The 23,513-nt window shown below is 68.2% G+C and carries 19 protein-coding genes; 6 read left to right on the top strand and 13 right to left on the bottom strand.

Going from position 1 to position 23,513, the window contains the following annotated elements; all coding sequences use genetic code 11:
* Positions 1-57: 57 nt before the first annotated feature.
* The 6 genes from QN239_RS13060 to hrcA all read right to left on the bottom strand — a co-directional run bounded on the left by QN239_RS13060 (position 58) and on the right by hrcA (position 6,005).
* The gene (locus QN239_RS13060) at positions 58-1,095 is read right to left on the bottom strand and encodes a PhoH family protein (protein WP_499010864.1); all 1,038 of its coding nucleotides are present in this window, start codon (positions 1,093-1,095) and stop codon (positions 58-60) included.
* A 125-nt stretch (positions 1,096-1,220) separates the two neighbouring features.
* Complete coding sequence (locus tag QN239_RS13055) at positions 1,221-1,388, bottom strand: hypothetical protein (RefSeq protein WP_090353543.1); 168 nt, start codon at positions 1,386-1,388, stop codon at positions 1,221-1,223.
* Positions 1,389-1,562: 174 nt separating this feature from the next.
* Complete coding sequence (gene dctA, locus QN239_RS13050; RefSeq protein ID WP_499010861.1) at positions 1,563-2,945, bottom strand: C4-dicarboxylate transporter DctA; 1,383 nt, start codon at positions 2,943-2,945, stop codon at positions 1,563-1,565.
* A gap of 76 nt (positions 2,946-3,021) precedes the next feature.
* Positions 3,022-3,756, bottom strand: a complete 735-nt coding sequence (locus QN239_RS13045) for a 16S rRNA (uracil(1498)-N(3))-methyltransferase (RefSeq protein WP_090353538.1) — start codon at positions 3,754-3,756, stop codon at positions 3,022-3,024.
* Positions 3,757-3,783: 27 nt separating this feature from the next.
* A complete protein-coding gene (gene dnaJ, locus QN239_RS13040) occupies positions 3,784-4,935 on the bottom strand; it encodes a molecular chaperone DnaJ (protein WP_499010858.1) in 1,152 nt (383 codons plus the stop codon).
* 38 nt (positions 4,936-4,973) lie between these two features.
* Positions 4,974-6,005 (bottom strand): heat-inducible transcriptional repressor HrcA, encoded by a 1,032-nt coding sequence (gene hrcA, locus QN239_RS13035; protein ID WP_090353535.1) that lies wholly within the window; start codon positions 6,003-6,005, stop codon positions 4,974-4,976.
* 122 nt (positions 6,006-6,127) lie between these two features.
* Here hrcA and QN239_RS13030 point away from each other — a divergent pair, with 122 nt between their 5' ends.
* A complete protein-coding gene (locus QN239_RS13030; protein WP_090353534.1) occupies positions 6,128-6,442 on the top strand; it encodes a type II toxin-antitoxin system VapB family antitoxin in 315 nt (104 codons plus the stop codon).
* 10 nt (positions 6,443-6,452) lie between these two features.
* Here the strand turns inward: QN239_RS13030 and QN239_RS13025 are convergent, their stop codons facing one another.
* From QN239_RS13025 to QN239_RS13010, 4 genes are all read right to left on the bottom strand, one after another.
* Positions 6,453-8,054: a phospholipase D-like domain-containing protein gene (locus QN239_RS13025; RefSeq protein ID WP_499010855.1), complete on the bottom strand. Its 1,602-nt coding sequence runs from the start codon at positions 8,052-8,054 to the stop codon at positions 6,453-6,455.
* Positions 8,055-8,285: 231 nt separating this feature from the next.
* Positions 8,286-8,867, bottom strand: a complete 582-nt coding sequence (locus QN239_RS13020; RefSeq protein ID WP_499010853.1) for a fasciclin domain-containing protein — start codon at positions 8,865-8,867, stop codon at positions 8,286-8,288.
* A gap of 116 nt (positions 8,868-8,983) precedes the next feature.
* Positions 8,984-10,396 (bottom strand): APC family permease, encoded by a 1,413-nt coding sequence (locus QN239_RS13015; RefSeq protein WP_499010851.1) that lies wholly within the window; start codon positions 10,394-10,396, stop codon positions 8,984-8,986.
* A 60-nt stretch (positions 10,397-10,456) separates the two neighbouring features.
* The gene (locus tag QN239_RS13010) at positions 10,457-11,914 is read right to left on the bottom strand and encodes an aldehyde dehydrogenase family protein (protein ID WP_499010849.1); all 1,458 of its coding nucleotides are present in this window, start codon (positions 11,912-11,914) and stop codon (positions 10,457-10,459) included.
* Positions 11,915-12,196: 282 nt separating this feature from the next.
* On the opposite strand from QN239_RS13010, the gene QN239_RS13005 reads away from it, so the two are divergent.
* The 5 genes from QN239_RS13005 to QN239_RS12985 are packed head-to-tail and all read left to right on the top strand — an operon-like array spanning position 12,197 to position 17,722.
* A complete protein-coding gene (locus QN239_RS13005; RefSeq protein WP_499010848.1) occupies positions 12,197-12,799 on the top strand; it encodes a TetR/AcrR family transcriptional regulator in 603 nt (200 codons plus the stop codon).
* Between the two features lie 22 nt (positions 12,800-12,821).
* Positions 12,822-14,135 carry a glycosyltransferase gene (locus QN239_RS13000; RefSeq protein WP_499010846.1) on the top strand — a complete coding sequence of 438 codons (1,314 nt, stop codon included), beginning with the start codon at positions 12,822-12,824 and terminating at the stop codon, positions 14,133-14,135.
* 2 nt (positions 14,136-14,137) lie between these two features.
* Positions 14,138-15,346: a glucosamine kinase gene (locus QN239_RS12995; protein ID WP_499010844.1), complete on the top strand. Its 1,209-nt coding sequence runs from the start codon at positions 14,138-14,140 to the stop codon at positions 15,344-15,346.
* A complete protein-coding gene (locus QN239_RS12990; RefSeq protein ID WP_499010842.1) occupies positions 15,343-16,317 on the top strand; it encodes an SIS domain-containing protein in 975 nt (324 codons plus the stop codon). The genes QN239_RS12995 and QN239_RS12990 overlap by 4 nt, the downstream gene beginning before the upstream one ends.
* Positions 16,318-16,351: 34 nt before the next feature.
* Positions 16,352-17,722, top strand: coding sequence for an NAD(P)/FAD-dependent oxidoreductase (locus QN239_RS12985; protein ID WP_499010841.1), 1,371 nt, complete (start codon positions 16,352-16,354; stop codon positions 17,720-17,722).
* 4 nt (positions 17,723-17,726) lie between these two features.
* Here the strand turns inward: QN239_RS12985 and QN239_RS12980 are convergent, their stop codons facing one another.
* From QN239_RS12980 to QN239_RS12970, 3 genes are read right to left on the bottom strand one after another with little or no spacing between them, the layout of a single operon-like run.
* Positions 17,727-17,936: an MbtH family protein gene (locus QN239_RS12980; RefSeq protein ID WP_187096205.1), complete on the bottom strand. Its 210-nt coding sequence runs from the start codon at positions 17,934-17,936 to the stop codon at positions 17,727-17,729.
* The gene (gene mbtG / locus QN239_RS12975; protein WP_499010839.1) at positions 17,914-19,209 is read right to left on the bottom strand and encodes an NADPH-dependent L-lysine N(6)-monooxygenase MbtG; all 1,296 of its coding nucleotides are present in this window, start codon (positions 19,207-19,209) and stop codon (positions 17,914-17,916) included. Before mbtG ends, QN239_RS12980 begins: the two co-directional genes overlap by 23 nt.
* Positions 19,206-23,507 (bottom strand): amino acid adenylation domain-containing protein, encoded by a 4,302-nt coding sequence (locus QN239_RS12970; protein WP_499016735.1) that lies wholly within the window; start codon positions 23,505-23,507, stop codon positions 19,206-19,208. Before QN239_RS12970 ends, mbtG begins: the two co-directional genes overlap by 4 nt.
* Between the last annotated feature and the right edge of the window lie 6 nt (positions 23,508-23,513).

Raw genomic sequence — 23,513 nt, 5'->3', positions numbered from 1 at the left:
TTCCCTCGCAGGCTCGGGTCCCGCATGCCGCCCGTTGATTCGCTCCGCAAGCGTCGCTCATCGCCGCGACCGCCCGTTCGACGAGCGGCGTTGGGCACGGTTCAGCATGCCCGGATCGTCATGGCGCGCATAGGCATCCACGATCTCCGAGACCAGCCGGTGCCGAACGACGTCGGCACTGGTGAGCTCGGCGAAGTGGATATCGTCGATGTCATCGAGGATGTGCATCGCCGCGCGCAGGCCCGAGGCCTGGCCACCGCCCAGGTCGACCTGCGTGATATCGCCGGTGACAACCATTTTCGAGTTGAAGCCGAGCCGGGTGAGGAACATCTTCATCTGCTCGGCCGTGGTGTTCTGTGCCTCGTCGAGGATGATGTAGGCGTCGTTGAGGCTGCGGCCGCGCATGAACGCCAGCGGCGCGACCTCGATGACACCCGAGGCCAGCAGGTTGGTGATGACCTCCGGGTCCATCATGTCGTGCAGCGCGTCCAGCAGCGGGCGCAGGTAGGGGTCGATCTTCTCGCTCAGCGTGCCCGGCAGAAAGCCCAGGCGCTCACCGGCCTCGACCGCGGGACGGGTCAGGATGATCCGGTTGACCTGTTTGGCATGCAGCGCCGCGACCGCTTTGGCCATCGCAAGATATGTCTTGCCGGTGCCCGCGGGACCGATACCGAACACGATGGTGTGGGCGTCGATCGCGTCCACATAGTGCTTCTGGTTGAGGGTCTTGGGCCTGATGGTCTTGCCGCGCCGGGACAAGATGTCCAGCGTCAGCACCTCGGCGGGCGAGGCGTCCGATTCACCGGTCATCATCAAGACGCTGCGGCGCACCGCATCGGGATTGAGCGGCTGACCGGCGGCCAGCACGGCGACGAGTTCGCCGACCACTCGTTCGGCCAGCGCGATATCGGCGGGGTCCCCCGAGAGCGTGATGGCATTGCCACGCACGTGGATATCAGCGGTGAGCAGCGATTCGAGGGCGCGCAGGTTCTCGTCGGCGGAACCGAGCAGGCCCACGACAGCGTCGGGCGGAACTGTGATGCTGCTGCGCACCTGCCGGGAGGGCGTGTCAGCGGTCGTCTCGCGGGGCGTCACGTGGTGTTTCGTGCCTGCTTCCTGTGCTCTGGAGTCGGTGCTCCCAGTTTAGCGCCGGCCATGACCTCACCCAACGGTTGAGGGCCACCCCGGTACCGGGGTGGCCCTCAACGACAGTTGTGGTGTCAGTGGCTCTGATGCACCGTGGTGTCCACCTGCGGAGCGGTGGCGTTCTGGCCGTTCTGATGTACCCAGTCGTTGTGCGCGACATCGGCCTGCGCCGGGCCCGCAAGACCCAGGACGGCGGTGGCCATACCGGCGGCGATCACACTGGCAAAACCGAACTTCTTCATCTCTGTACTTCTTTCCTCTTCGTCCACCGGCATCCCCGTGCCGGTACGTAGGGAAGAACGGGAAAGGTGGGATGTTTCATTCCGGTTAATTCAAAAGATTGACCAGGAGTGACTCGTTTCACGCAGTGCCCGAACAGGGCTGTGTCTCACACCCGATGTCTCACACCCGATGTCTCACACCCGATCGGCAGGGCCCACCGGCACGGCTTCCGGCTCGAGGGCGTCCTCCAATGGTTCGACGTCCTCACCCGCCAACACCCTGCGCATGCGGTCCTTGTCGAGCTGGCCCTCCCAGTTGGCGACGACGAACGTCGCCACACAGTTGCCCAGCAGGTTCACCGAGACGCGCATCGAGTCCATGATGCGGTCGGCCCCCAGCAACAGCGCGACCGCGGCCACCGGGATCGCCCCGTGCCCGATGGCCGCAACCGTCGCCGACAAGGCCAGGAAGGACGAGCCGGGCACCCCCGCCATTCCTTTCGAGGTGAGCATGAGCACCAGCACCGCGGTGATCTGCTCGCCCAGGCTCAGATCGACGCCGAGCGCTTGCGCCAGGAACAGCACACAGATCGACAGGTACAGGGTGGCGCCGTCGAGGTTGAACGAATACCCGGTCGGCACCACCAGACCCGTCGTGGTGCGGGAGCAGCCGGCGTGGGCCAGTTTGGTCATGATGCGCGGCAGCACCACCTCGGTGGACGCGGTGCCCAGCGCCAGGAACAACTCGTCCTTGATGTAGACGACGAACTTCCACAGGTTCACCCCGGCGAAGATCTTCGCGATCGCCGCGAGGATGAGGATGAACAGCAGCGCGGCCAGATAGCAGGCGGCGATCAGCTTCCCGTAACTGGCCAGTGAGCCGATGCCGTACTGGCCGATGATGTAGGCCATCGCGCCGAACGCACCCAGTGGGGCCAACCGCATCACCCAGCCGATGATGGTGAAGAAGATGTGGCTCATGTGGTCGACGAACTCCAGGATCACCGGCGGCCCGGTCTCGCCGAACTTCGCCAACGCCAGGCCGAACAGCACCGCGAAGAACAACACCTGCAGCAGGGCGTTCTCCGCGAAGGCCGATACGACCGACGTCGGGATGATGTTGAGCAGGAACTGGACGGTGTGCGGCAGTTCGCCGTTGCTGGTCTTCTTGGCCACCGCCTCGGCGCCGGTGGCCAACGTCTGCGCATCGATGGCGAACCCGGCACCGGGCTTCATCAGATTGCCGACCACCAAACCGAAGATGAGCGCGAAGGTCGTCACCGCCTCGAAATAGATGAGCGCCTTGACCCCGATCCGGCCCACCGACTTCAGGTCGCCGACGTGAGCGATACCGAGCACCACCGTGCAGAAGATGATCGGGGCGATGAGCATCTTGATGAGCTTGATGAACCCGTCGGCCAGCGGTTTGAGTGCGCCACCGACCTCGGGCCACAGCCAGCCGATCAGGATGCCCGCGACGATCGCCACCAGCAGTTGGACGAACAGGGAGGTGTACCACGGCGGCTTGTTGGCCAGCCGGACCATTTCGCTCTGTGGGGGGTCGATGGTGGTTGCCATGCCGCGACGCTACGAACGCGACATCACAGCCACGTGTGCCTGATGTTTCCCCGGGGAAACGTCCGGAATATATCCCCTACACGTCCCACCGGCGGGTCAGTACTCCGATCGCGCCGAGGGCCACCGCGGCCGCGCTCGACGTCCGTAGCACCGTCGGTCCCAGCCGGACCGCGACGGCACCCGCCTCGGTCAGCGTCGCGACCTCCTCATCGGTGATCCCGCCTTCCGGACCCACGATGAGCGTCACCGAGTCCGCTTGTGCGACACCCAGATCAGCGAGCGGCACGGTCGCCGACTCGTGCAAGACCAAGGTCAGGCCGCCGATCCGGCCGGCCAGCTGCGCCGTACTCAGCACACCGTCGACGGTCGGGATGAAGGCCCGCCGGGACTGCCGCGCTGCCGAGCGGGCGACCGCGGCCCACCGGCGCAGCCCCTTGTCGACCTTGGCGGCGCCGTCCCATCGAGCCACGCACCGCTGCGACTGCCACGCCACGAACGCGTCCGCGCCCGCCTCGGTGGCCAGTTCGATCGCCAGTTCGGAGCGTTCGGATTTCGGCAGTGCCTGCACGACGGTGACCGGCGGCACCGGTGCCGGTACCCGCGTGGTGGTCAGCACCCGGGCCGACAACATGCCCTTGGTGGCCTCCTCGACGACACAATGGGCCGTCGTTCCGGCGCCGTCGCCGAGATCGAGTTCCTCGCCCGGACGGAACCGGCGCACCGTCGCGGCGTGGTGGCCCTCGTCACCGTCGACCACGGCGATCGCCCCCGGCTCAGGCAGCACGTCGACGTAGAAGAGCGCTCTACTCACGCGCGGCTCCACTCATGCGCGATCTGCTCAGCGCCCGGAGAAGGTTTCCCGCAGCCGGCTGAACAGACCGCCGTTCGAGTTGGCATTGCCGTGAGCGGACCGCACCTCGGCCACATCGCGGGCCCGATGCGCCTTGAGTTTGCCGAGCAGATCGGTGTCGGTGCTGTCCAGACGCGTCGGGATGAGCACCTCGATGTGCGCGTGCAGATTTCCGCGCACCCCGGAGCGCAGGTGCGGCATGCCGTGGCCGCGCAGCGTGGTCACCGAACCGGGCTGAGTGCCGGGGGCGATGGTGATCTCCGTCGCCCCACCCAGGATGTCCTCGACGGTGACCGTGGTGCCCAGCGCCGCGTCGAACATCGGGACCGACACCGTGCAGTGCAGATCGTCACCGTCGCGGACGAAGATGTCGTGCTGCTGCTCGTGCACCTCGACATAGAGGTCACCAGCCGGGCCGCCACCGGGGCCGACCTCGCCCTGAGCCGCCAGCCGCACACGCATACCGTCGCCCACCCCCGCCGGGATCTTCACACTGACCTCGCGTCGGGCCTGAATACGGCCGTCACCGGCGCAGCGGTGGCACGGGTCGGGGATCACCTCGCCGACGCCGCCGCACACCGGGCACGGCCGCGACGTCATCACCTGACCGAGCAGTGAGCGCTGCACCGTCTGCACCTCGCCGTGGCCGTGGCAGGTGTCGCAGGTGACCGGGGTGGAGTTGCCGTTGGTGCCTTTGCCCTGGCACAGGTCACACAGCACGGCGGTATCGACGGTGACCTGTTTGGTCACCCCCGTGGCGCATTCGGCGAGGTCCAGGCGCATCCGCAGCAACGAATCCGAGCCGGGGCGCACCCGGCCGATCGGGCCGCGGGAACCGCCGCCGCCGCCGAAGAACGCCTCGAACACGTCGCCGAGGCCCCCGAAACCGCCGAAGCCACCCGCACCCGCACCGGCGGCGCCGTTCTCCATCGGGTCGCCGCCCAGGTCGACGATGCGGCGCTTCTCCGGATCCGACAACACCTCGTAGGCGATGCTGATCTCTTTGAACCGCGCCTGCGCCGCCTCATCGGGGTTGACGTCAGGGTGTAGCTCGCGCGCCAGCTTGCGGTAGGCGCGCTTCAGCTCCGAATCGCTGGCGCCTTTGCTCACGCCGAGCAGACCGTAATAATCGCGTGCCACGTACAACCTCTTTCATGCCGCCCGTTTGCGGCCGTCCTCTACCGGGTGCCCAAAACCTCGCCGATGTAGAGAGCAACTGCGGCGACATTCGCGATAGTTCCCGGATAGTCCATCCGAGTGGGACCGACCACACCCATGCCGCCGAACACCTTGCCCGAACTGCCGTACGCCGTGCTCACCACCGACGTCCCGGCCATCTGTTCGGCCTCGGTCTCGTGCCCGATACGCACCGTGACCTTACCGGCTTCCTGTTGCGCGGCGAGCAGCCGCAGCACCACCACCTGCTCTTCCAGCGCCTCCAGCACCGAACGCAGTGATCCACCGAAGTCCGCGGTATTGCGGGTGAGGTTGGCGGTGCCGCCGAGCAGCAGCCGTTCCTCGGTGTGCTCGACCAGCGTCTCGACCAGCACCGTGGCAGCTCGCCCGATGGCGTCGCCCAGCCCGCCGTGACCGTCCAGGGTGCCGGCCAGGTCGGCCACCGCGATCGACGCCGTGGCCAGCGGTTTGCCCTCCAGAGCACCACCGAGGCGCTCGCGCAGCTGCGACAGTTCGTGTTCGTCGATGGCGTCACCCAGTTCGACCACCCGCTGGTCGACGCGCCCGCTGTCGGTGATCACCACCAGCAGCAACTTCGCCGGGGTCAGGGCGACGACCTCGAGGTGGCGCACCGTGGACGCGGACAGCATCGGGTACTGCACGATGGCGACCTGCCGGGTCAGCTGCGCCAGCAACCGCACCGCGCGGCGCAGCACGTCATCGAGGTCCACCCCGGATTCCAGGAACTGCAGGATGGCGCGCCGCTCGCTGCCCGACAGTGGTTTCACATCGTCGAGACGGTCCACGAACTCGCGGTAGCCCTTCTCGGTGGGGACCCGGCCGGAACTCGTGTGCGGTTGGGCGATGTACCCCTCGGACTCCAGCACCGCCATGTCGTTGCGGACGGTCGCGCTGGACACCCCGAGATTGTGGCGCTCGACGAGCGACTTGGAACCGATGGGTTCCTTGGTGGTCACGAAGTCGGCGACGATGGCACGGAGTACCTCGAAGCGGCGGTCGTCGGCACTACCCACTGTTCACCTGCCCTTCGGTAACGGTCTTCATCCCATTTTACGGCGACCAACAGCGGGTATTCACGTTGGCAAGGACATCGCGCGCCGGGTCGCACTAACCTCAGTCGCATGGGAGCCCGCCGGTGATCTTCAAAGGTGTTCGCGACGGCAAGCCGTATCCCGAACACGGCCTGTCATATCGGCAGTGGTCCCAGATCCCGCCCCGCCAGATCCGGTTGGACGAATTGGTCACCACCACCACCGTGCTGGCGCTGGACCGCCTGCTCTCCGAGGACTCCACGTTCTACGGCGACCTGTTCCCGCATGCGGTCCGCTGGCAGGGCGTGATCTACCTGGAGGACGGGCTGCACCGCGCGGTGCGGGCCGCGCTGCGCAACCGGACGGTGCTGCACGCCCGGGTGTACGACATGGACGCCGAGTCCGTGCCCCAGTCCTGACCCTTCGCGGTCAGTCCGGTGTGCCGGTCCCCATTCTCTCCAGATCAGGCGCGAAGGTGCGGACCTGGTCGGTGACGGCACGGATCGTCGACCACAGCCCCGGTGCGGCCTGTGTCAGCGGCCACAGCATCGCGGCGATGGTCGTCGCACACAGCGTCTGCGCCAGGGAGGCGGGCACGTGGTCGGGATCCATGAGGTCGTTCTCGGCGAACGGTCCGGCATCCGCGGCCACCATGAATTCGGTGAACCTGCGCAGTGAGCGGCCGGTTCCGCGTAGCGCCTCGACGGCTCCCACGATCGACTGCCGCTGTGCCGCCTCGGAACGTACGGCGTCCACCGACACCCCGAGGTGCTCGGCCAGCAGGTCGTCGCGCATGTGCTCGATGTGGCGGCGAATATCGTCGCGGTCGGCGGCCCAGGCTTCCAGCGCGAGGTCGCATTCGCTGTCGAATCCCAGCGACCTGTTGTTCAGGTTGGACGAGCCGATGCGCAAGAAGCGATCGTCGACGATCATCACCTTGGAGTGCACGTACACCGGGACACCGCCCTTGGTCACCGGCCAGTAAACGCCCAGCCGCCCATGCTCATCGGCATCCCACAGCAAGCGCACCAGTCGTTCTCGGGCGGCGTCCATCGACCCCTGTTCCAGCCGGCTCTCGGAGCTGCGCGGCAGCACGATGATCACCTCGGGTCCGTCCGGCTCGCGTAGCCGCGTCGCCAGGGCCTGCGCCAGGCCCCGGGCGGCGAGGTATTGGTTCTCCAGGTAGATGACGTGCCGGGCGGTTGCGATTGCGGCGAGGTTCAACGCCTCGACCTCACGGACCTCGTCGCTGCCGGGCAGGGCCGGCAGTGTGCGTGCCACCCCGACCTCGACGGCGCGCAATGCGGGTGCGCATCCCCGCGGCCACGCCGACGTTCGGGCCGACAGCGCGGGCAGTTCTCGACCTGTGGCCGCCTGCCAGCGGTCACGGGCTTGCCGGGCCAGGACCCGCGCTGCGGGGCCGTCGACCACCGCGGCGACCTCGTGGCGGGGTCCGTAGGGTTCGCCGGACGCCCGCCGGCCCGGGGCGTCCGGTTCGTGAGCGCGGGTGTCCCATCGCCCGAGCGTGAGATCGATACCGCCGCAGAAGGCGACCGTGTCGTCGACGACCACGATCTTCTGGTGGTGGACCGCTCCGAGGGGATGGGCGCCGTCGACGGCGAAATGCAGCCTCGACGAGGTGAGGCGATTGAGCCACGAGGTGGGGATGGGCCCGAACCAGTAGGGGTCGAAGGCGCGCAGCAGACGCAGATTCGATTTCAACAAGTACACCTGCAGTTCCGGCCGCTGCCACAGCAGGGCATGCAGAAACGTCATCAGGTGGTTCGGGCCGGGCAGCGTCGGATCCTGGGCCTCGAAGGACGTTCGGGAATCCACGTCCCACCCGACCAGGATGATCCGGTGGCGGGCCCGCAGCATCGCCGCCTTCACGTGCCGGAGATAGTCGGCGCCGTCGACTATCGGCGCGTACCGATCAGCGCGTGCGATGTGCCAGCAGGTATCTCCAGGACGGAGTATCCGATCCGGAGATACCTGCGTCTCGCGGCTCTCGGGCAGAGCGGACCCCCGCATCTCTGAACTCCTCTTCATGCTCGCTCTCGCCGCACGGAGGTGCCTGCAGCCTTTGCGGACACGACCGGATATCTGCCGGGAACTACCCGGCCGACGGGTGTTCCAAACGGCAAGTCCCGCGGTGTGATGCGGAACTCACCCGAACCCATCCGGAGTGAGCCGTGGTGCGCCGCGGTGGTGTCCCGGGCTTTCATCCCAGAACACCACCGCGACAATGGTTTTCCCTGAAAGTCAGGCGGGCGGCATCAGCACGGTGTCGATCAGGTACACCGTGGCGTTGGCGGTGTGCACGCCTCCACACACCACGGACGCGCCGTCGACCTTCAAGTCGTTCGGCGTGCCGGTCACGGTCAGCGGCGCCCCCTGAACCGTGTGATGGGTGCCGACGAGGTCGCGCGGACTGATCTGGCCAGGCACCACGTGATAGGTCAGCACGCTCGTCAGAAGGGGTGCGTCGACCTTGAGCCGGTCGATGGTTGCCGGATCGACCTTGGCGAACGCCGTGTCGACGGGCGCGAACACGGTGAACTGGCCACCGTTGAGGGTGTCCACAAGATTGACATCCGGGTTCAACTTCCCGGACACCGCCGCGGTCAACGTGGTCAGCAGGGGGTTGTTCGATGCGGCGACAGCGACAGGATCCTGCGCCATTCCCGCCACCGAACCCGGCCCCGACGGAACCTGCTTGGCGTAGTCCGCGCACCCGGGGCCGACCAGATTGGCACCGGGCTCGGCTGCCGCGACCCCACCGGTGACACCAGAGACTGCCAATACGACGGCGGCGCTCGCCGCCGCACGCGCCAGTATGTTCATACCCGTACGTCCTCCTGAATCGACGACGGCAACCCTGCCGTCAGATCAACATCGACAACCTTCATTCGGAGCTGACTTCGCCCCGGATGGCGATCACCGTGAAAGACGTTGCCCGATCAGGGTTTCGTGGCGGCCTGGTCGCGGCGCTGGACGAACCACCACAGCACCACGCCGCCGGCCAGGATCGAGACGGCGATACCCAGTTCGAGGATGCCGCCGTAACCGGTGATGGAGAAGCCGGTCGCGCCCACCACCAGCATGATGGCCAACAGCACCGCCAGACCGATCGACAGCGGCACGAACGCGCGCGGCAACAGGATGGGCCGCAAGGCATTCGGGCGGTCCTTGCGGAGTACGGCGAATCCGGCGACCGCCAGCACGTGGGCCAGGATGTAGCCCAGGTTTCCGGTGACGATGATGGCCAGCGGCTGTTGGAGAACCACCAGCAGAACGATGTTCAGCACCAGCATGACGTTGAGGGCGCGAATCGGCACACCGCGTCGGTTCAGCTTGCCGACGGCCCGCACGGTGACCCCCTCCTTGCCCATGTTGAACAGCACACGTGAGGCGTCGGCGACCGAGGTCAGCATGACCAGCACCAGAGAGGCGATGAGGCAGAGCACCATGACGCTCGCCCCGGCGCCGGTCAGCTTGGAGAAGCTGCCGACGAAGAAGGTGGCCGGATCGGCCTCGACGGCCGACTCCCCGGCGAATCCGCCCAGGGTCAGCGGCACCAGGAAGAACACGCCCAGGCAGAACAACGCCGAGGCGCGGATCGCCCGTGAGGTGTCCTTGACCGGGTCCCGGTATTCGGAGGCGAAGGTCGCGCAGACCTCCACACCCAGCGTCGTCCACGCCATCACGTACAACCACACGATGGCCGTGTGCAGGCCTTCCAACCCGTGCAGTTTCCAGGTGAGATCCATGGGGGCCCAGTCGGAGTTGAACAGCGGGAAGATGATGAAGACCGCCAGCGGGATCATCAGGATCGCGGCGGTGACATAGACGAACGCCATGGTGACACGCACCCCGATGACGTTGATGCCGTACAGGATGAAGATGACGGCCAGCCCGACCAGGATCGGGAAGTTCAGGTGCAGCGGGCCGGCGTCGAAACTCCACTGCTGGTCGGGGAACCACTGTGACTGCACCAGCAGGCCGGTGAAGGCGCCGTAGGTGGCCAGGTTCGATCCCCACGGCAGCCAGTAGCCGACGCCGGCCAGCGGTGCGAGCCAGGGCGCGCGGCTCTTCCAGGCCTCGGCCGCGTAGCCGGCGATACCACCCGACGCCTCGGGGAACATGGCGGCCAGCTCCGTGTAGATCCAGTTGACGCCGAGCGAAATGATCATCGAGATGGCCCACAGCACCGCCGCGCCCCACCCGCCGAGGCCGGCGATCGACGCGCCGAGGGTGGCCACCAGCGCGGCGGGCATGGTCATGGCCATGGCGAATCCGTCGAACCAGCGCATCTTGCGCGGTAGCACCTCGGCGGGCGCCGGCGCGGCAACCGCGTTGTCGTTTGTCGTCATATGACTGGACCTCCGGTGGGTGACGTGAATGTTGTTGACTGTCTATCGATTACGTCCAGATCAGGCTGGGCGGAACGAGTCGTTCGCCGAGCGTGGTGCGTGCTTGACCATGACATGGCGAGCCACCGTGTACTCGGCCACCGCCGCGTGGCTCATGTCCTTGCCGAAGCCACTGGCCTTGACCCCGCCGTGTGGGGCCTCGGAGGCGATGGGCAGGTGATCGTTGACCCACGTCACCCCCGCCTCCATCGCGTGCGCCACCCGGAGTCCGCGGGCCCCATCGACTGTCCAGACCGAGGAAGCCAGTCCGTAGGCCGAGTCGTTGGCCAAGGCGATCGCCTCCTGTTCGGTACGGAACGGCAGCGCCACCAACACCGGCCCGAAGACCTCGTCCTGGACGATCTCCGACGATTGCGCCGCGCCGGTGACGAGCGTCGGCGGATAGTAGGCCCCAGCGCCGTCGGGAATCTCGCCGCCGGCGCGCACCGTCGCACCGGCGGCCACTGCGCGATCGACGAATCCGTGCACCCGGTCCCGGTGCTCGACGCTGATCAGCGGACCGATATGGGTGTCCGCGGCGCGCGGATCGCCCACTCGAATACTGTTGAACTGTAGGGCTATCCGGTCGACCAATTCATCGAAGACGGATTCGTGCGCATACACCCGGGTGGCCGCCGTGCAGTCCTGACCCGAGTTGTAGGTCGCCCCCATGGCGATACCGTGCGCCGCCGCCGCAAGGTCGGCATCCTCGAACACCAGACAGGGCGCCTTCCCGCCGAGTTCCAGGTGCACGCGCGCGCCACGGGCGGCCGCGGTCGCCATCACGTGCCGCCCCGCCCGGGTCGAGCCGGTGATCGAGATCAGCTGTACGCGCTCATCGGCGACCAGAGCCGCACCCACCTGGTCATCGCCGGTCACCACCTCCAGGACACCGGCCGGGATGCCGGCCTGTACGGCCAGTTCCGCGATCCGCAGCGTGCTGCTCGGCGTCGTCGGCGCGGGCTTGACCACGATCGTGTTACCCGCGGCGATCGCCGGTCCGATCTTCCACAGCGCCATGATCATCGGGAAGTTCCACGGCGCGATACCCACCACCGGCCCGACGGGACGGCGGACGATCATCGACGTATAACCCTCGCTCAGTAGACCGGCTCCGGTCTCCTCCAGCGATCGGGCCGATCCGGCGAAGAACCGCAGATTGTCGGTGCCGAAGGGAAGTTCGCCGTCCCGGAAGACCGCGGCGGGTTTACCCGTTTCGGTGACCTCGAGGTCGGTGAGTTCCTCGACGTGGGCGTCGATCAGGTCCGCCCACCGCAGGATCAGCCGCGCCCGCTCCCCTGCGGTACGTCGGGACCACTCCGGGAATGCCTCGGCCGCAGCCGAAACCGCCAGCGCCGCCTCGTCGACAGTCGCCTCGGAGACGATCGCCGTCGACTCCCCCGTCGCCGGGTTGCACAAGGTCCGGCCTCCGCCGGACCCCTCGACCCGCAGTCCTCGGTGGAATCGTCCCGCGCTCATTCGCACACCCCTCTGCTTGCGGAAGGCAGATACCGAGTCGCGATGTATGCGTGCTCAATGGTGATCATCGGCGCCCTCATGGTGCTGTTCCAGATCTGGAGAATCGGCCTCTACCGGGACCGCAGAAAGATAGTTGCATCGCAATTCAGGTTTCGCAACAGGTAAAAATCCAGTTCATAGCCTGCACGTCATGAAAACTTGATGCACAATTCAGAAAACACGACCAGATCCGGCGCGGTCTGGCAGAGTGACCCGAAACGTATGCCGAGGAGGTGTGCAGCCATGGTGAGCCGCACGGAGCGACGCCTGAAGCTGCTCCACGCCGCCCAACGTGCGGTGATGAAGCACGGGGCAGACGTCCAGTTGAAGCAGGTCGCGGCGGAAGCCGGATTGACCTCGGGTGCCGTGCTGTACCACTTCCCGGATGTCCAGACGTTGTTGGTGGAGGCCAATCGTGCCGGCATGGAACGCTTTTACGACGAGCGCCTGCGCGCGATCGAGGGTATCGCCGAGCCGGACCGGCGCCTGGTCCTGACGATCGAATCAGGTCTGCCGGTCGATTCCGACGATCCCGCCGTCAAACTCCTCTGCGAACTGGGTGGTGCCGCGGCCCGCTACCCGTCTTACGCGGTGCTGCTCACCGCGCTGTACGACCGGCAGGTGGCGATGTATCAGGTGATCCTGGAATCCGGTGCCGCACAGGGCACGTTCACGCTGGCGTCACCGTCGCTGACGGTTGCCCGCAACATCGTCGCGCTCGAGGACGCCTACGGCTACCGCATGGTGGCCCGTCATCCCAGCATCGATGCCGAGGCTGCGACCGAACTGATCCTCGACTACGCACGGGTGGCCACCGGCCATCCTCTTCCGCGCGCGCAGGCTTGAGCACTCCCGAAAGGAATGACCGATGACCGCTCCGTTGACCGTCATGTTCTGGCCCGAATCGGCGTACGGGCCCACCAACCAGTGCATCGGCGTCGCGGCCAAACTCCGCGATCGCGGACATACCATCGTGTTCGCGGCGGAATCCTCGTGGGCCGGAAAGATCGAACGCTTCGGGTTCATCGAGGAACTCGTGGACCTGGCCGAGCCCGCCGAGGACGGCGGTGGTGACGACGCCGGTCAGTTCTGGACCGACTTCATCGCCGAGACCTCCCCCGAGTTCGCGAAGCCGACCATCGAGCAGCTCGAGACCTTCATCCTGCCCACCTACCAGGCCCTCATCGACGGGGCGAAATACTGCGAACCGCGGTTGCGCGAGATCATCGCCAAGCATCGGCCGGATGTGATCGTGGAAGACAACGTGGTGATCTTCCCGGCCCTGGTGACCGCCGGTAAACCGTTCGTGCGGATCGTGTCGTGCAGCCCTCTCGAAGTGCCGGGAGCCGAGGTGCCGCCGCCCTTCTCGGGCCTGCCCAGCGACGACCGCTCGCAGTGGGGTGCCTACCGCGCGGAGTTCGACCGGGTGCTGCGCCCGCTCTGGGCGGATTTCGACGCCTGGGTGCAGGCCCAGGGAGCCGGCGCGCTACCCGACTTGGAGTTCATGCCGCGCGACAACGCCGGAAATCTGTACGTCTACCCCGCCGAGGCCGACTACACCGACCGCCGGCCCCTCGACGGGTCCTGGACCCGGTTGGATTCCAGCGTCCGCGAAACCGACGAGGACTACGAGTTGCCCGCCGCCGTCGCGGACCGGCCGGACGGCAGTTCCCTGATCTTCCTGTCCCTGGGTTCCCTTGGCTCAGCTGATGTCTCGTTGATGCAGCGGCTCATCGACGTACTGGCCCGGACTCCGCACCGGTTCATCGTCAGCAAGGGTCCGCAGGCGGACAAGATCGTGCTCGCCGACAATATGGTCGGGGCGCAGATGCTGCCGCAGACCAGGATCATCCCCCTGGTGGACGCGGTGATCTCGCACGGCGGCAACAACACCACCACCGAGGCACTCCATTTCGGCAAGCCACTCGTCGTGCTGCCGCTGTTCTGGGATCAGTACGAGAACGCCCAGCGCATCGACGAACTCGCGCTGGGCATCCGCCTGGACACCTACCACTTCCGCGACGACGAACTGATCACCGCGCTCGATCGGGTCCTGGCCGATACCGAGATGCGCGAGCGGGTGGCCGCCATCGGCTACGCCGTGCGCGGCCGGGACGGTCTCAGTGCGGCAGCCGATGTCATCGAGCGCATCGGACGGGCGCAGACCGCGACAGCGCCCTGACAGTGGATCTCACCCCGACGGATCTGCTCGACCTCGGCGCGGGTCGCGCCCTGGCCGTGATCTCCCACGACGCCGGGGCGTCCGCCGTGCCCGTGGTCACCGATCACGACGGATGGCGGCGCGCGACCGCCGGTGACGGCGTGGCCGAAGCGCTGATCACGCTGCTCACCGCAACCGAAGGCCGGTCCGAGCGAGGACGCTTCACCGTCATCTCCTGGACTGCAGGACCGCAACCGCACGGCGAACGCCCCATCACCGTCGACCAGACCAACGAATCGGTCATCGTGGGTGATGCGGCCGTCGTGAAATGGTCGACGCACCTGGAACCCGGCCCCCACCCCGCCGTACCGCGGTTGTCCGCGCTGACCGCCGTCGGCTTCCCCGCGATGCCGCCACCGTGGGGCCTGGTCACCTGGCGGCCCGACGGCGGCGCCGAGACCCTGGTCGCCACCGTGACCGGCTATCTGCCCGGTGCGGTCGACGGCTGGACGTGGGCCGTGGACCTGTTCGTCGCCGGAGCACGCGCCGACGATGCCACCGACGTCGCGACCGCGTGCGCCACAGTCGGTGCGGCGGTGGGCGACCTGCACCTGGCGCTGGCAGCGACGGCGACCACGTCCACCGCCGACGATGCTCGCCGATGGCGCGAAGGCGCCTTCGACACTCTGCGCACGGCAACGCTATTGGCCGACGACACCTGTGCTGCGGTGTTGGCCGAGCACGGCACCGAGGTCGCCGGCCTGCTGGAGCGTATCGGCGAACTCGTCGGGGTCCCGATTTTCGACGCGCACGGCGACCTTCATGTCGGCCAGATCCTGCGCAGCGACGACCACCGCTTCGTCATCACCGATTTCGACGGGAACCCGGTACTGCCGCCGTGGCAACGGGAACTTCCGGTGCCTGCGGCCGTGGACGTCGCCGGTATGCTGCAGTCCTTCGCCCACGTGGCGATCGTGGCCGCCCGACACCATGACCTCGATCCGGCACGTCTGCACCATATCGACGCGGCAGCGCAGGCCGCCTTCCTCGACGCGTACACCGCCCGGCTCACCGCGGCCGGCCAGCAACAGCTGTTCTCCGCCGAGGCCGTCCCGGCCTTTCGCCTGCAACAGGTCCTACGTGAAATCATCTATGCCGCAAAGCATCTTCCGCGCTGGATGTACGTCCCCGATGCCGCACTGCCGGCACTGTTGAAAGGTGACCCGCTGTGAAACCCCACGAGTTCGCCGCCGACCTGGCCCGCAAGCCGGAGGTGCTCGAGGCGCTCGCGGACGCGCTGGCCGCGGGCAACCCGTGGTCTGAGGTGGTGCCGGCCGGCGCGGAGCGTGTCGTGTTCCTCGGCATGGGCTCCTCGGCCTACGCCGGTGGTGTCGCCGCCGCCCGGCTGCGTGCCCGCGGGGTGGTCGCCGTCTCCGATATCGCCTCGAATGCACTGCTGCCCGCCTGGGGATCCGGCGCCGTGGTGGTGGCGACCTCCGCCTCGGGCGCGTCGGTGGAAACCCTTGATGCGCTGACCCGTATCGATCCCACGGCCACGGTGGTGGCGGTGACCAACACCGCCGGATCCCCCATCACCGAGGCCTGCGGCGCGACGGTGGACCTGCTGGCGGAACGGGAGGCCGGTGGGGTCGCCTGCCGCAGTTTCCAGCACACGCTGGCGATGTTCCTGGCCTTGGAGTGTCACCTGACCGGGACCTCGACCACAGCCCTGGTGGACGCCGTGCGCGCGGCGGCGCGTGCCAGCGAGTGGTTGTTGTCCACCGAGGCAGACTGGCGCCCCGAGGTCTCCGACCTGCTGCTGGGTCCGGACGAGACCCATCTGTGTGCGCCCGCGCACCGGCTCTCGTCAGCCCAGCAGGGCGCCTTGATGTTCCGCGAGGGTCCCCGTCGCGCCGCTACCGGCTGTGAGACGGGCGACTGGAGCCACGTCGACGTGTACCGGACGAAGAACACCGATCTGCGGATGCTCGTCTTTGCGGGCTCGCCGTGGGAGAACCAGATGGCGGAGTGGGCCGGGCCGCGGGACACCAAGCTGGTCGGCGTCGGCGGCGTGGTCCCAGCCGCCACCACGACGGTGCGCTATCCCGGCGACGACGACGATGACGTCCGTCTCCTCACCGAGACGCTCATCCCCGAACTAGTCGCGGCCCGCGCGTGGCAAGAAGCCGAGGGCACCCGATGAACCAACGATCCGAGCGAGTGAGTGGAGTGATGTCGTGACCGTCAATGGTGGAGTTTCCTTCTGGTGGCAGCAGATCGGGCTACCCGCGCCGCGCCGAACGCTGCCCGGGTCGATCGATGTCGACGTCGCCATCGTCGGGGCCGGATACACCGGGTTGTGGACCGCGTACTACCTCAAGAAAGCCGAACCGAGTCTGCGCATCGCGGTCCTGGAGGCACGGTTCGCCGGGTTCGGGGCGTCCGGCCGCAACGGCGGCTGGCTCACCAACGAGATCACCGGCGGCCGCGAGCGGATGGCGAAAACCTATGGCCGGCAGCCGACGATCGACCACCAGCACGCGCTGAACGCGACGATCGACGAAGTGCTCGCCATCGCAGCAGAAGAGGGTATCGACGCCGATATCCGCAAGGGCGGCGAACTGACCGTCGCCTACACTCCGGCCCAGTTCGGGCGCCTGCAATCGACGGCGGAGGCCTTGGCGGCGTGGCCCGGTACCGACAGCACGCTGCTGTCCGCGTCCGACACAGCGAGCAGGGTGAATGTGGCCGGAACCCTGGGCGGAATCTGGCACCCGCACTGCGCCAAGGTCCATCCCGCCAAACTGGCCCGCGGGCTGACCGAAGCCGTCGAACGCCTCGGTGTCGACATCTACGAGAACACGCCCGTCCACGAGATCGAACCGGGCCGTGCCAGAACAGATTTCGGCACCGTGCGGGCAACACACATCCTGCGCGCCACCGAGGGGTTCACCGCGAACCTGGCGGGCGAGCACCGCACCTGGCTACCGATGAACTCCTCGATGATCGTCACCGAGCCGCTGCCGGAGACCACCTGGGAGTCGATCAACTGGCAGGGCTACGACACGCTCGGCGATATGGCGCATGTGTACATGTACGCCCAGCGGACCGCCGACGGGCGCATCGCTCTCGGTGGTCGCGGCGTGCCGTACCGCTACGGCTCGGCCGTGGACACCGACGGCAGTACCCAGCCGGCGACCATCGACAGTCTCACCGCGTTGCTGCGGCGGTTCTTCCCGGCCCTGCACTCGGCCGCGATCGACCATGCCTGGTCGGGTGTGCTTGGGGTGCCGCGGGATTGGTCGGCGTCGGTGACCCACGATCCCCGGACCGGCCTCGGCTTCGCCGGCGGGTACGTCGGAACCGGAGTGACGGCCACCAACCTCGCCGGCCGCACACTGCGCGATCTGGTCCTGGGAAACACCACCGATCTCACCCGGGCGCCGTGGGTGGGCCACCGCGCGCGCCGCTGGGAGTTCGAGCCGCTGCGTTATCTCGCCGTGCACGGTATCTATGCCGCCTATCGCGCCGCGGACACGTCCGAAGCGCGTGGCCGGACAACGAGTTCACCGATCGCGCGCCTCGCCGATCTGGTGGCCGGGCGCTGACGGCTCAGGACATCGCGTCGCGCAGGCTCTTCGGTCGCAGGTCGGTCCAGGTCTGCTCGACGTAGGCCACACAGTCGGCCCGGGTGCTCTCCCCGAACACCACGCGCCAGCCGGCCGGCACGTCCACGAACGCCGGCCAGAGGCTGTACTGCTCCTCGTCGTTGCGCAGGACGTAGAACGTGCCGTCCTCGTCATCGAACGGATTGCTGCTCATGACTTCTCCTTGCGAGCGCGGCGAAAGCGGGGGAACCCAGAACGCGGTCGGACAACCGGCCCAGGCAACTGAGGTTCGGGAAACCCGGCCCCTGGGTGAGGCCGGCGAGTCCCGGCAGGAACAGCTTGGGCTCGACATCGCCGACGGCCAGGTCGTGGCCGATGGCCTCCTGGAGGCGGTCACCGGTCAACGGTGCGCCCAGACCGAGTTCGAGCATGTCGAGCGCCTCCTGGCGCAACAGTGGCTGGAACCACATCGCGTTGGCACCGGACCCGTCGATCACCAGGTCGAAACCGTGCACCGTCTCCAGCCGCTCGCCGCCGCGCTCGGTCTGAAGGGTCAGCCGGATACGCTCATCGCGGGCCACCGCGTGGGCCACCCGGCCGCGCAGATGCCGGATCCGGTCGTCGGCCAGCAGCGCCTCCTGCACCCGCACCGAGAACACCCCGCGGTCGGTGCGGTTCATCGCATCCCGCTTCTCCGCCGGCGTCAGACCGTCCCAGTGGGTGGGGTCGGAGTACAGCGTGTTCTCGAAGAAGCCCTCGCCGCGGGTGAACAGCGTCACCTGCGGCGAGATCACGGTGATGGTCGACACGCGGTGGCGGAAGAGTTCGTCGAGCATGGTGCCGGCGGTCTCGCCACCGCCGATGACGGCCACCCGGTCGGCGGCGATCAGCTCCTGGGCCGCGGCGCGGTGCCAGAACTGCGCAATGGACAGCACTCTCGGGTTGCCCGGCAGGATCGAGCGCTCCGCCTGGCCGGGGCCGGTGATCATCAGCGCGTCGGCCGCCACGGTGCTCTCGTGGGTCTTCAGTTCCCAGCCGGCCCCGGCATCGCCTTGCTGCAAGCCGATCTCGGTGACCTCGCCCAGGGTCACCGACATGCCGACCCGTTCCGCCACCCACTGCAGGTATTGGCTCCACCGCCGGTGTGGCGGGGCGGGCCTGCCGCGGTCCACCCACTCGGCGAACTGGCCGGTCCCCACCAGATAGGACTGCCAGCTGTGCCGCATCATCCGCTCGTCGAGTTCGGCGTTGCGGCGCGGCACCAGCGCGGACTGGTACGGAAAGCCGATGTCCTTCTCCGGGCCGGTGCCCAGCCGATGCGCACCGTCGGTCCAGCCGCCCGCGGCCTGCCAGTTGGCGCCGATCGCGGTGCGCTCCACCGCGATCACCTCGGGTGCGTCGACGCCCATGGCGCGCAGTTCGGCGGCCTTGGCCGCGACAGCCACCGCTTTGGCTCCCGCGCCGATGATGGCCAGTTTCTGTGTCATGAGACGACCTCTCGTAATGCGTCCTGCCACATCGCCTGCAGGGTGGCGACGTCGGCGGCGGACAGAATGTCGGGCAGGGTGCGCCACTGGCTGCCCAGCACCGGCACCCCGTTCCGCTCGATGAGTGCCACATTGAGCGTGAGCTCGTGGCGGACAGCCAGATTCGGTTCGGGCGTCGGCGACAGTGCGGCCAGTAAGGCGCGGTCGGGTAAGAGGGCCTGTGCGCCACCGGCGTGGTGGATCCGGCCCAGGTAGTTCAGCAGTATCTGCGGGTCACGATGGGCACCGAGTCGCGCGGCGGTATCTGCGCGCAGGTGGCGCAGCAGCGCGTAGTCGATACCGTCGCCGGGGATCACCGGCAGGACACCGTCGACGAGCCGGACCGGGTAGATCGCGCTGAGCAGTCCGACGGTGTCCCCGGTGTCGATCAGGTGTGCATCGTCGGCCAGCCCCGCCGAGACGACGGCATCGGCACGGCCGTGGGTTTCCAGCGCCAGCAACGGCGCCGGGGTCCGCTGCCCGCGGGCCCGCCGCCAGGCGGTGACGGTCCGCGCGGTGGCCGCCGCGAGTAACTCCGGCGCCGGTCCCGCCATCACGCGGGCCGAGACGTCGGGGTCGGTGAACGACATGGCGACCACCACGTCCGCGACCCGGTCGGTCTCGGGGCAGACCCGGCGGGTGCCCAGCTCCGGGTCGTCGCCGGCGAGCTGCGCCTCCCAGAACTCGCAGGTATCGAGCTTGAGGGCACGCTCGGCCAGGATTCTGGACCACTGCCGCAGCGAGGTGTGCTCCCGCACCGGCGCCGGCGCGCGACCGGAATTCACCGCATGCCAACCGGTTTCCAGCTCACCGAGGACGATCCGCCACGAGGCCGGATCCATCGCGAGCACATGCGCGGTCAGCACCAGCACATCTGTGCCACTGTCGTGGTGGAGCAGCGCCGCCCGGAACATCACCCCCTGTTCGGGGTCCAGCCGCCGAAGGGATTCGTCGGTGCGGGCGCCGACCGCGGCCGCGAGGTCACCGGTGACATCCGCCTCGTCAACGGTAACGGTGACCTGATGTGCGACCAGCGTCATGGTGTCGCGGTCCAGCCTGCTGCGCAAGGCGACGTGACCGTCGATCACCGTGCGCAGCAGCGTCTCCAGCTGTGCGCGGGTAATGCCGCGGGGCAGGCGGATCGCCTCGGTCTGCGCCAGCCGGCGCGAATCACCATGTGCCAGCAGCCAATGGCCGGCGGGCAGCAGCGGGATCGGGCCGGCGTCCTCGTGGTCGACCGCCTCTGCGTGCGTGTCCGCGTCCAGCGCCGCGGCCAGTTCGCGAATGCTGGCGCATTCCAGCATCAGCCGGGCCCGCAACGGGATTCCACGCCGCCGTACCGCCTGCACCACCGAAAGGGCCACGATGCTGTCCAGCCCCAGGTCCAGGAAGTCGACGGTGACGTCGACGCGTTCGATGTCCAGTAGCTCGCGGAAGACTGCGGCCAGCGCCGTCTCGGTGTCGGTGGCGGGGCCGGTCACCGCCGCGGTGTCGTGCCGGCCGTCGAGGGCCGCGAGTGCGGCGTCATCGACCTTGCCGTGCCCGGTCAGGGGTATCTCGTCGACGACAATGATCTGGTGTGGGACCAGGTATCTCGGTAATGTCGCGGCGAGGTCCCGGCGGAGCGTGGTAGGAAGTACGCGCGTCACCACATAGGCCGTCAACCGCGGGCCGGTGCGATGCCTGCGCACCGCGACATGCGCGTGTGACACCTCGGGGTGACGGTGCAGGACGGCGGCCACCTCGCCGGGCTCGACCCGGAAGCCGCGGATCTTCACCTGGTCGTCGCTGCGGCCGATGAACTGCAGTTCCCCGGACACCCCTCGGCGCACCACATCACCGGTGCGATACATCCGGCCCGACGGGTTGAACGGGTCGGCGACGAATCGGCCCGCGGTCTCCCCCATGCGGCCCAGGTAGCCGCGGGCGAGCTGCCCGCCGGTCAGGTACAGCTCCCCCGCCACACCGTCGGGCACCGGGCGCAGCCAACGGTCCAGGACGCGCGCAGTGGTCGGGTCGGTGGGATAGCCGATACACGGTTGCGGGTGGTCGGCGATCCGCGCAACGACGGCTTCCACCGTCGTCTCGGTGGGCCCGTAACAGTTGTGGGCGCGGACACCGGTGCGCGCACAATCGGCTTGGATGCCCTGCCATGCCGCCGGGTCGATCGCCTCGCCGCCGAGGGCCAGCACGGTCAACGGGACCGTCGAGAGCAGGCCCGCCGCCCGCAGCTGGCCGAACATCGACGGGGTGGTGTCGATCATGTCCAGACCGAACCGGCCGATCTCGGCGACCAGCGCCTCTGCATCGCGCTGGACGGCATCTCCGACGATGTGGTTGCTGTGGCCGTACAACAGGGCCACCAGCGGCTGCCAGGCCGCGTCGAATGTGAACGACCAGGCATGCGCGATACGCAGCCGGCGCCCGGCCGGCTGCAGCACGTTTCGGGCATGGTCGGCCGCGTAGGCGAGCAGGGCGTCATGAGTCCCGATGACACCCTTGGGTTTTCCGGTGGTCCCCGACGTGAAGACGATGTAGGCGCCCTGCCCCGGCCGGACCGGTGCGGGCGCGAACTCGGGTATCGGCAGGTCGGCCACCGCATCGATGACCGTCTCATCGACGATCACCGTGGCGCCGGTCTGGCCGATGATCTCGCGGATGCGCTCGGCGGGCATGCCGGGATCCAGCGGCACGATCAGACCGCCGGCCTTGAGCACGGCCAGCATGGCCACGACGTAATCGGGTCCGCGGCGCAGCAGGATCGGTACCGGTGTCTCGGCGGACACCCCGCGCGCCGCCAGTTCCGCGGCGAGCCGGTCGGCGGATTCGTCGAGTTCGCGGAAGGTGAGTTCGCCGCCCGCCCAGCTCAGGGCGACCGATCCCAGCCGGTCGGCGGCGGCTTCGGTGAACGCGGTGTGAAAACCTCCGCGGTGGACCCCGGTGTCGTTGGCCGGCGACGCGTCGACCTCGTCGTCGAACGTGACGGCCACCTCGCGCAGCGGGCGGTCCCAATGCTGCAGCAGACCACGCACCACGGCCAGCACCCGGCGCCCCAGTGTCTCGGGATCGATCAGTCCCAGTGCCCCGTCCAGGGTTTCGACCAGTACGGTGAGCCGGCCGTGGGTGGGATGGGCGGCGATGGTGATCGGGAAGTGCGACAGGCTTTCCAACGCCGACGGGCGGATCACCGCGCCGCCGAGATCGAAATCCCCGCTGCCGACGAGCCCGCCGGGTGGGAAGTTCTCGTAGACCAGCAGGGTGTCGTACAGTTCGCCGATTCCGCCGGCCGCCCTCAGCTCGGCGTGGCTGAGGTAACCGTGGTCACGCAGGTCCGCGGCCTCGCGTTGCAGGGCAAGGCATTGCCGGCTGACGCGCTGCGCCGGGTCGAGCCGGATCCGCAGTGGCACGGTGTTGATGAACAGCCCGACCATGGATTCGACGCCGGCGAGGTCGTCGGGCCGGCCGGACACCGTCACCCCGAACACCACGTCGGTACGGTCGGTGAAGACGGACAGGATTGCTGCCCAAGCCATGTGGAACAAGGTGCTGACGGTGACGCCGTGGGCGCGCGCCGAGTCCAGCAGCTCGGCGGTGCTCGCCTCGTCGAGGGTCACCTCGGTGCGCCGGGGCAGCCCGGCCTCAGCTTCCCGGCCGGACAGTGCGGGCGCCAGCATGGTCGGTCCGTCCAGTCCGGCCAGGTGCGTGGCCCAGCGTTCGCGGCTGACCTCGGGGTCCCGGCCGGCCAGCCAGCCGATGTAGTCGCGGTAGGGCCGTGGCTGCGGTGGCAGCGCGGCGAGGTTCCCGCCGGCCCGGTACAGGCCGATCAACTCGCTGACGAACACCGGCAACGACCACCCGTCGATGACGATGTGATGGGCGACCACCACCAGCCGCCACCGGGAATGCGGAAGCTCGGCGAGCAGGAACCGGATCGCCGGGCCACGAGTCAGGTCGAACGGCCGGCGCCGGACCTCGTCCTCCAGCGCGGCCACCTCGTCGTCGGTATCGACGATCACGTGTTGCCAGGGCAATTCGAAGGTGGCGGGTACCACCGCGACCGGCTTGCTCAGCGTGCCCTGGAAGAAGCTCACCCGGACATTGGGGTGGCGGTCCAGCATCGCTTCGGCGCAGGCCCGCAGCCGCGCCGCGTCGAGGCTGCCCTCGACATCCGCGGCCATCGCGATGAAGTACGGATCGGCTCCGCCGTCGGTCAGACCGGCCAGCGAGTACAGCCCCTGCTGCAGCGGGCTGAGGGCCATCACATC

Origin of the sequence: Mycolicibacterium sp. Y3, assembly GCF_051188035.1 — a bacterium.
Classification (GTDB): domain Bacteria; phylum Actinomycetota; class Actinomycetes; order Mycobacteriales; family Mycobacteriaceae; genus Mycobacterium; species Mycobacterium fluoranthenivorans.
Note: the sequence above shows the minus strand (reverse complement) of the source record. Positions and strands in the feature narration are given on the sequence as shown.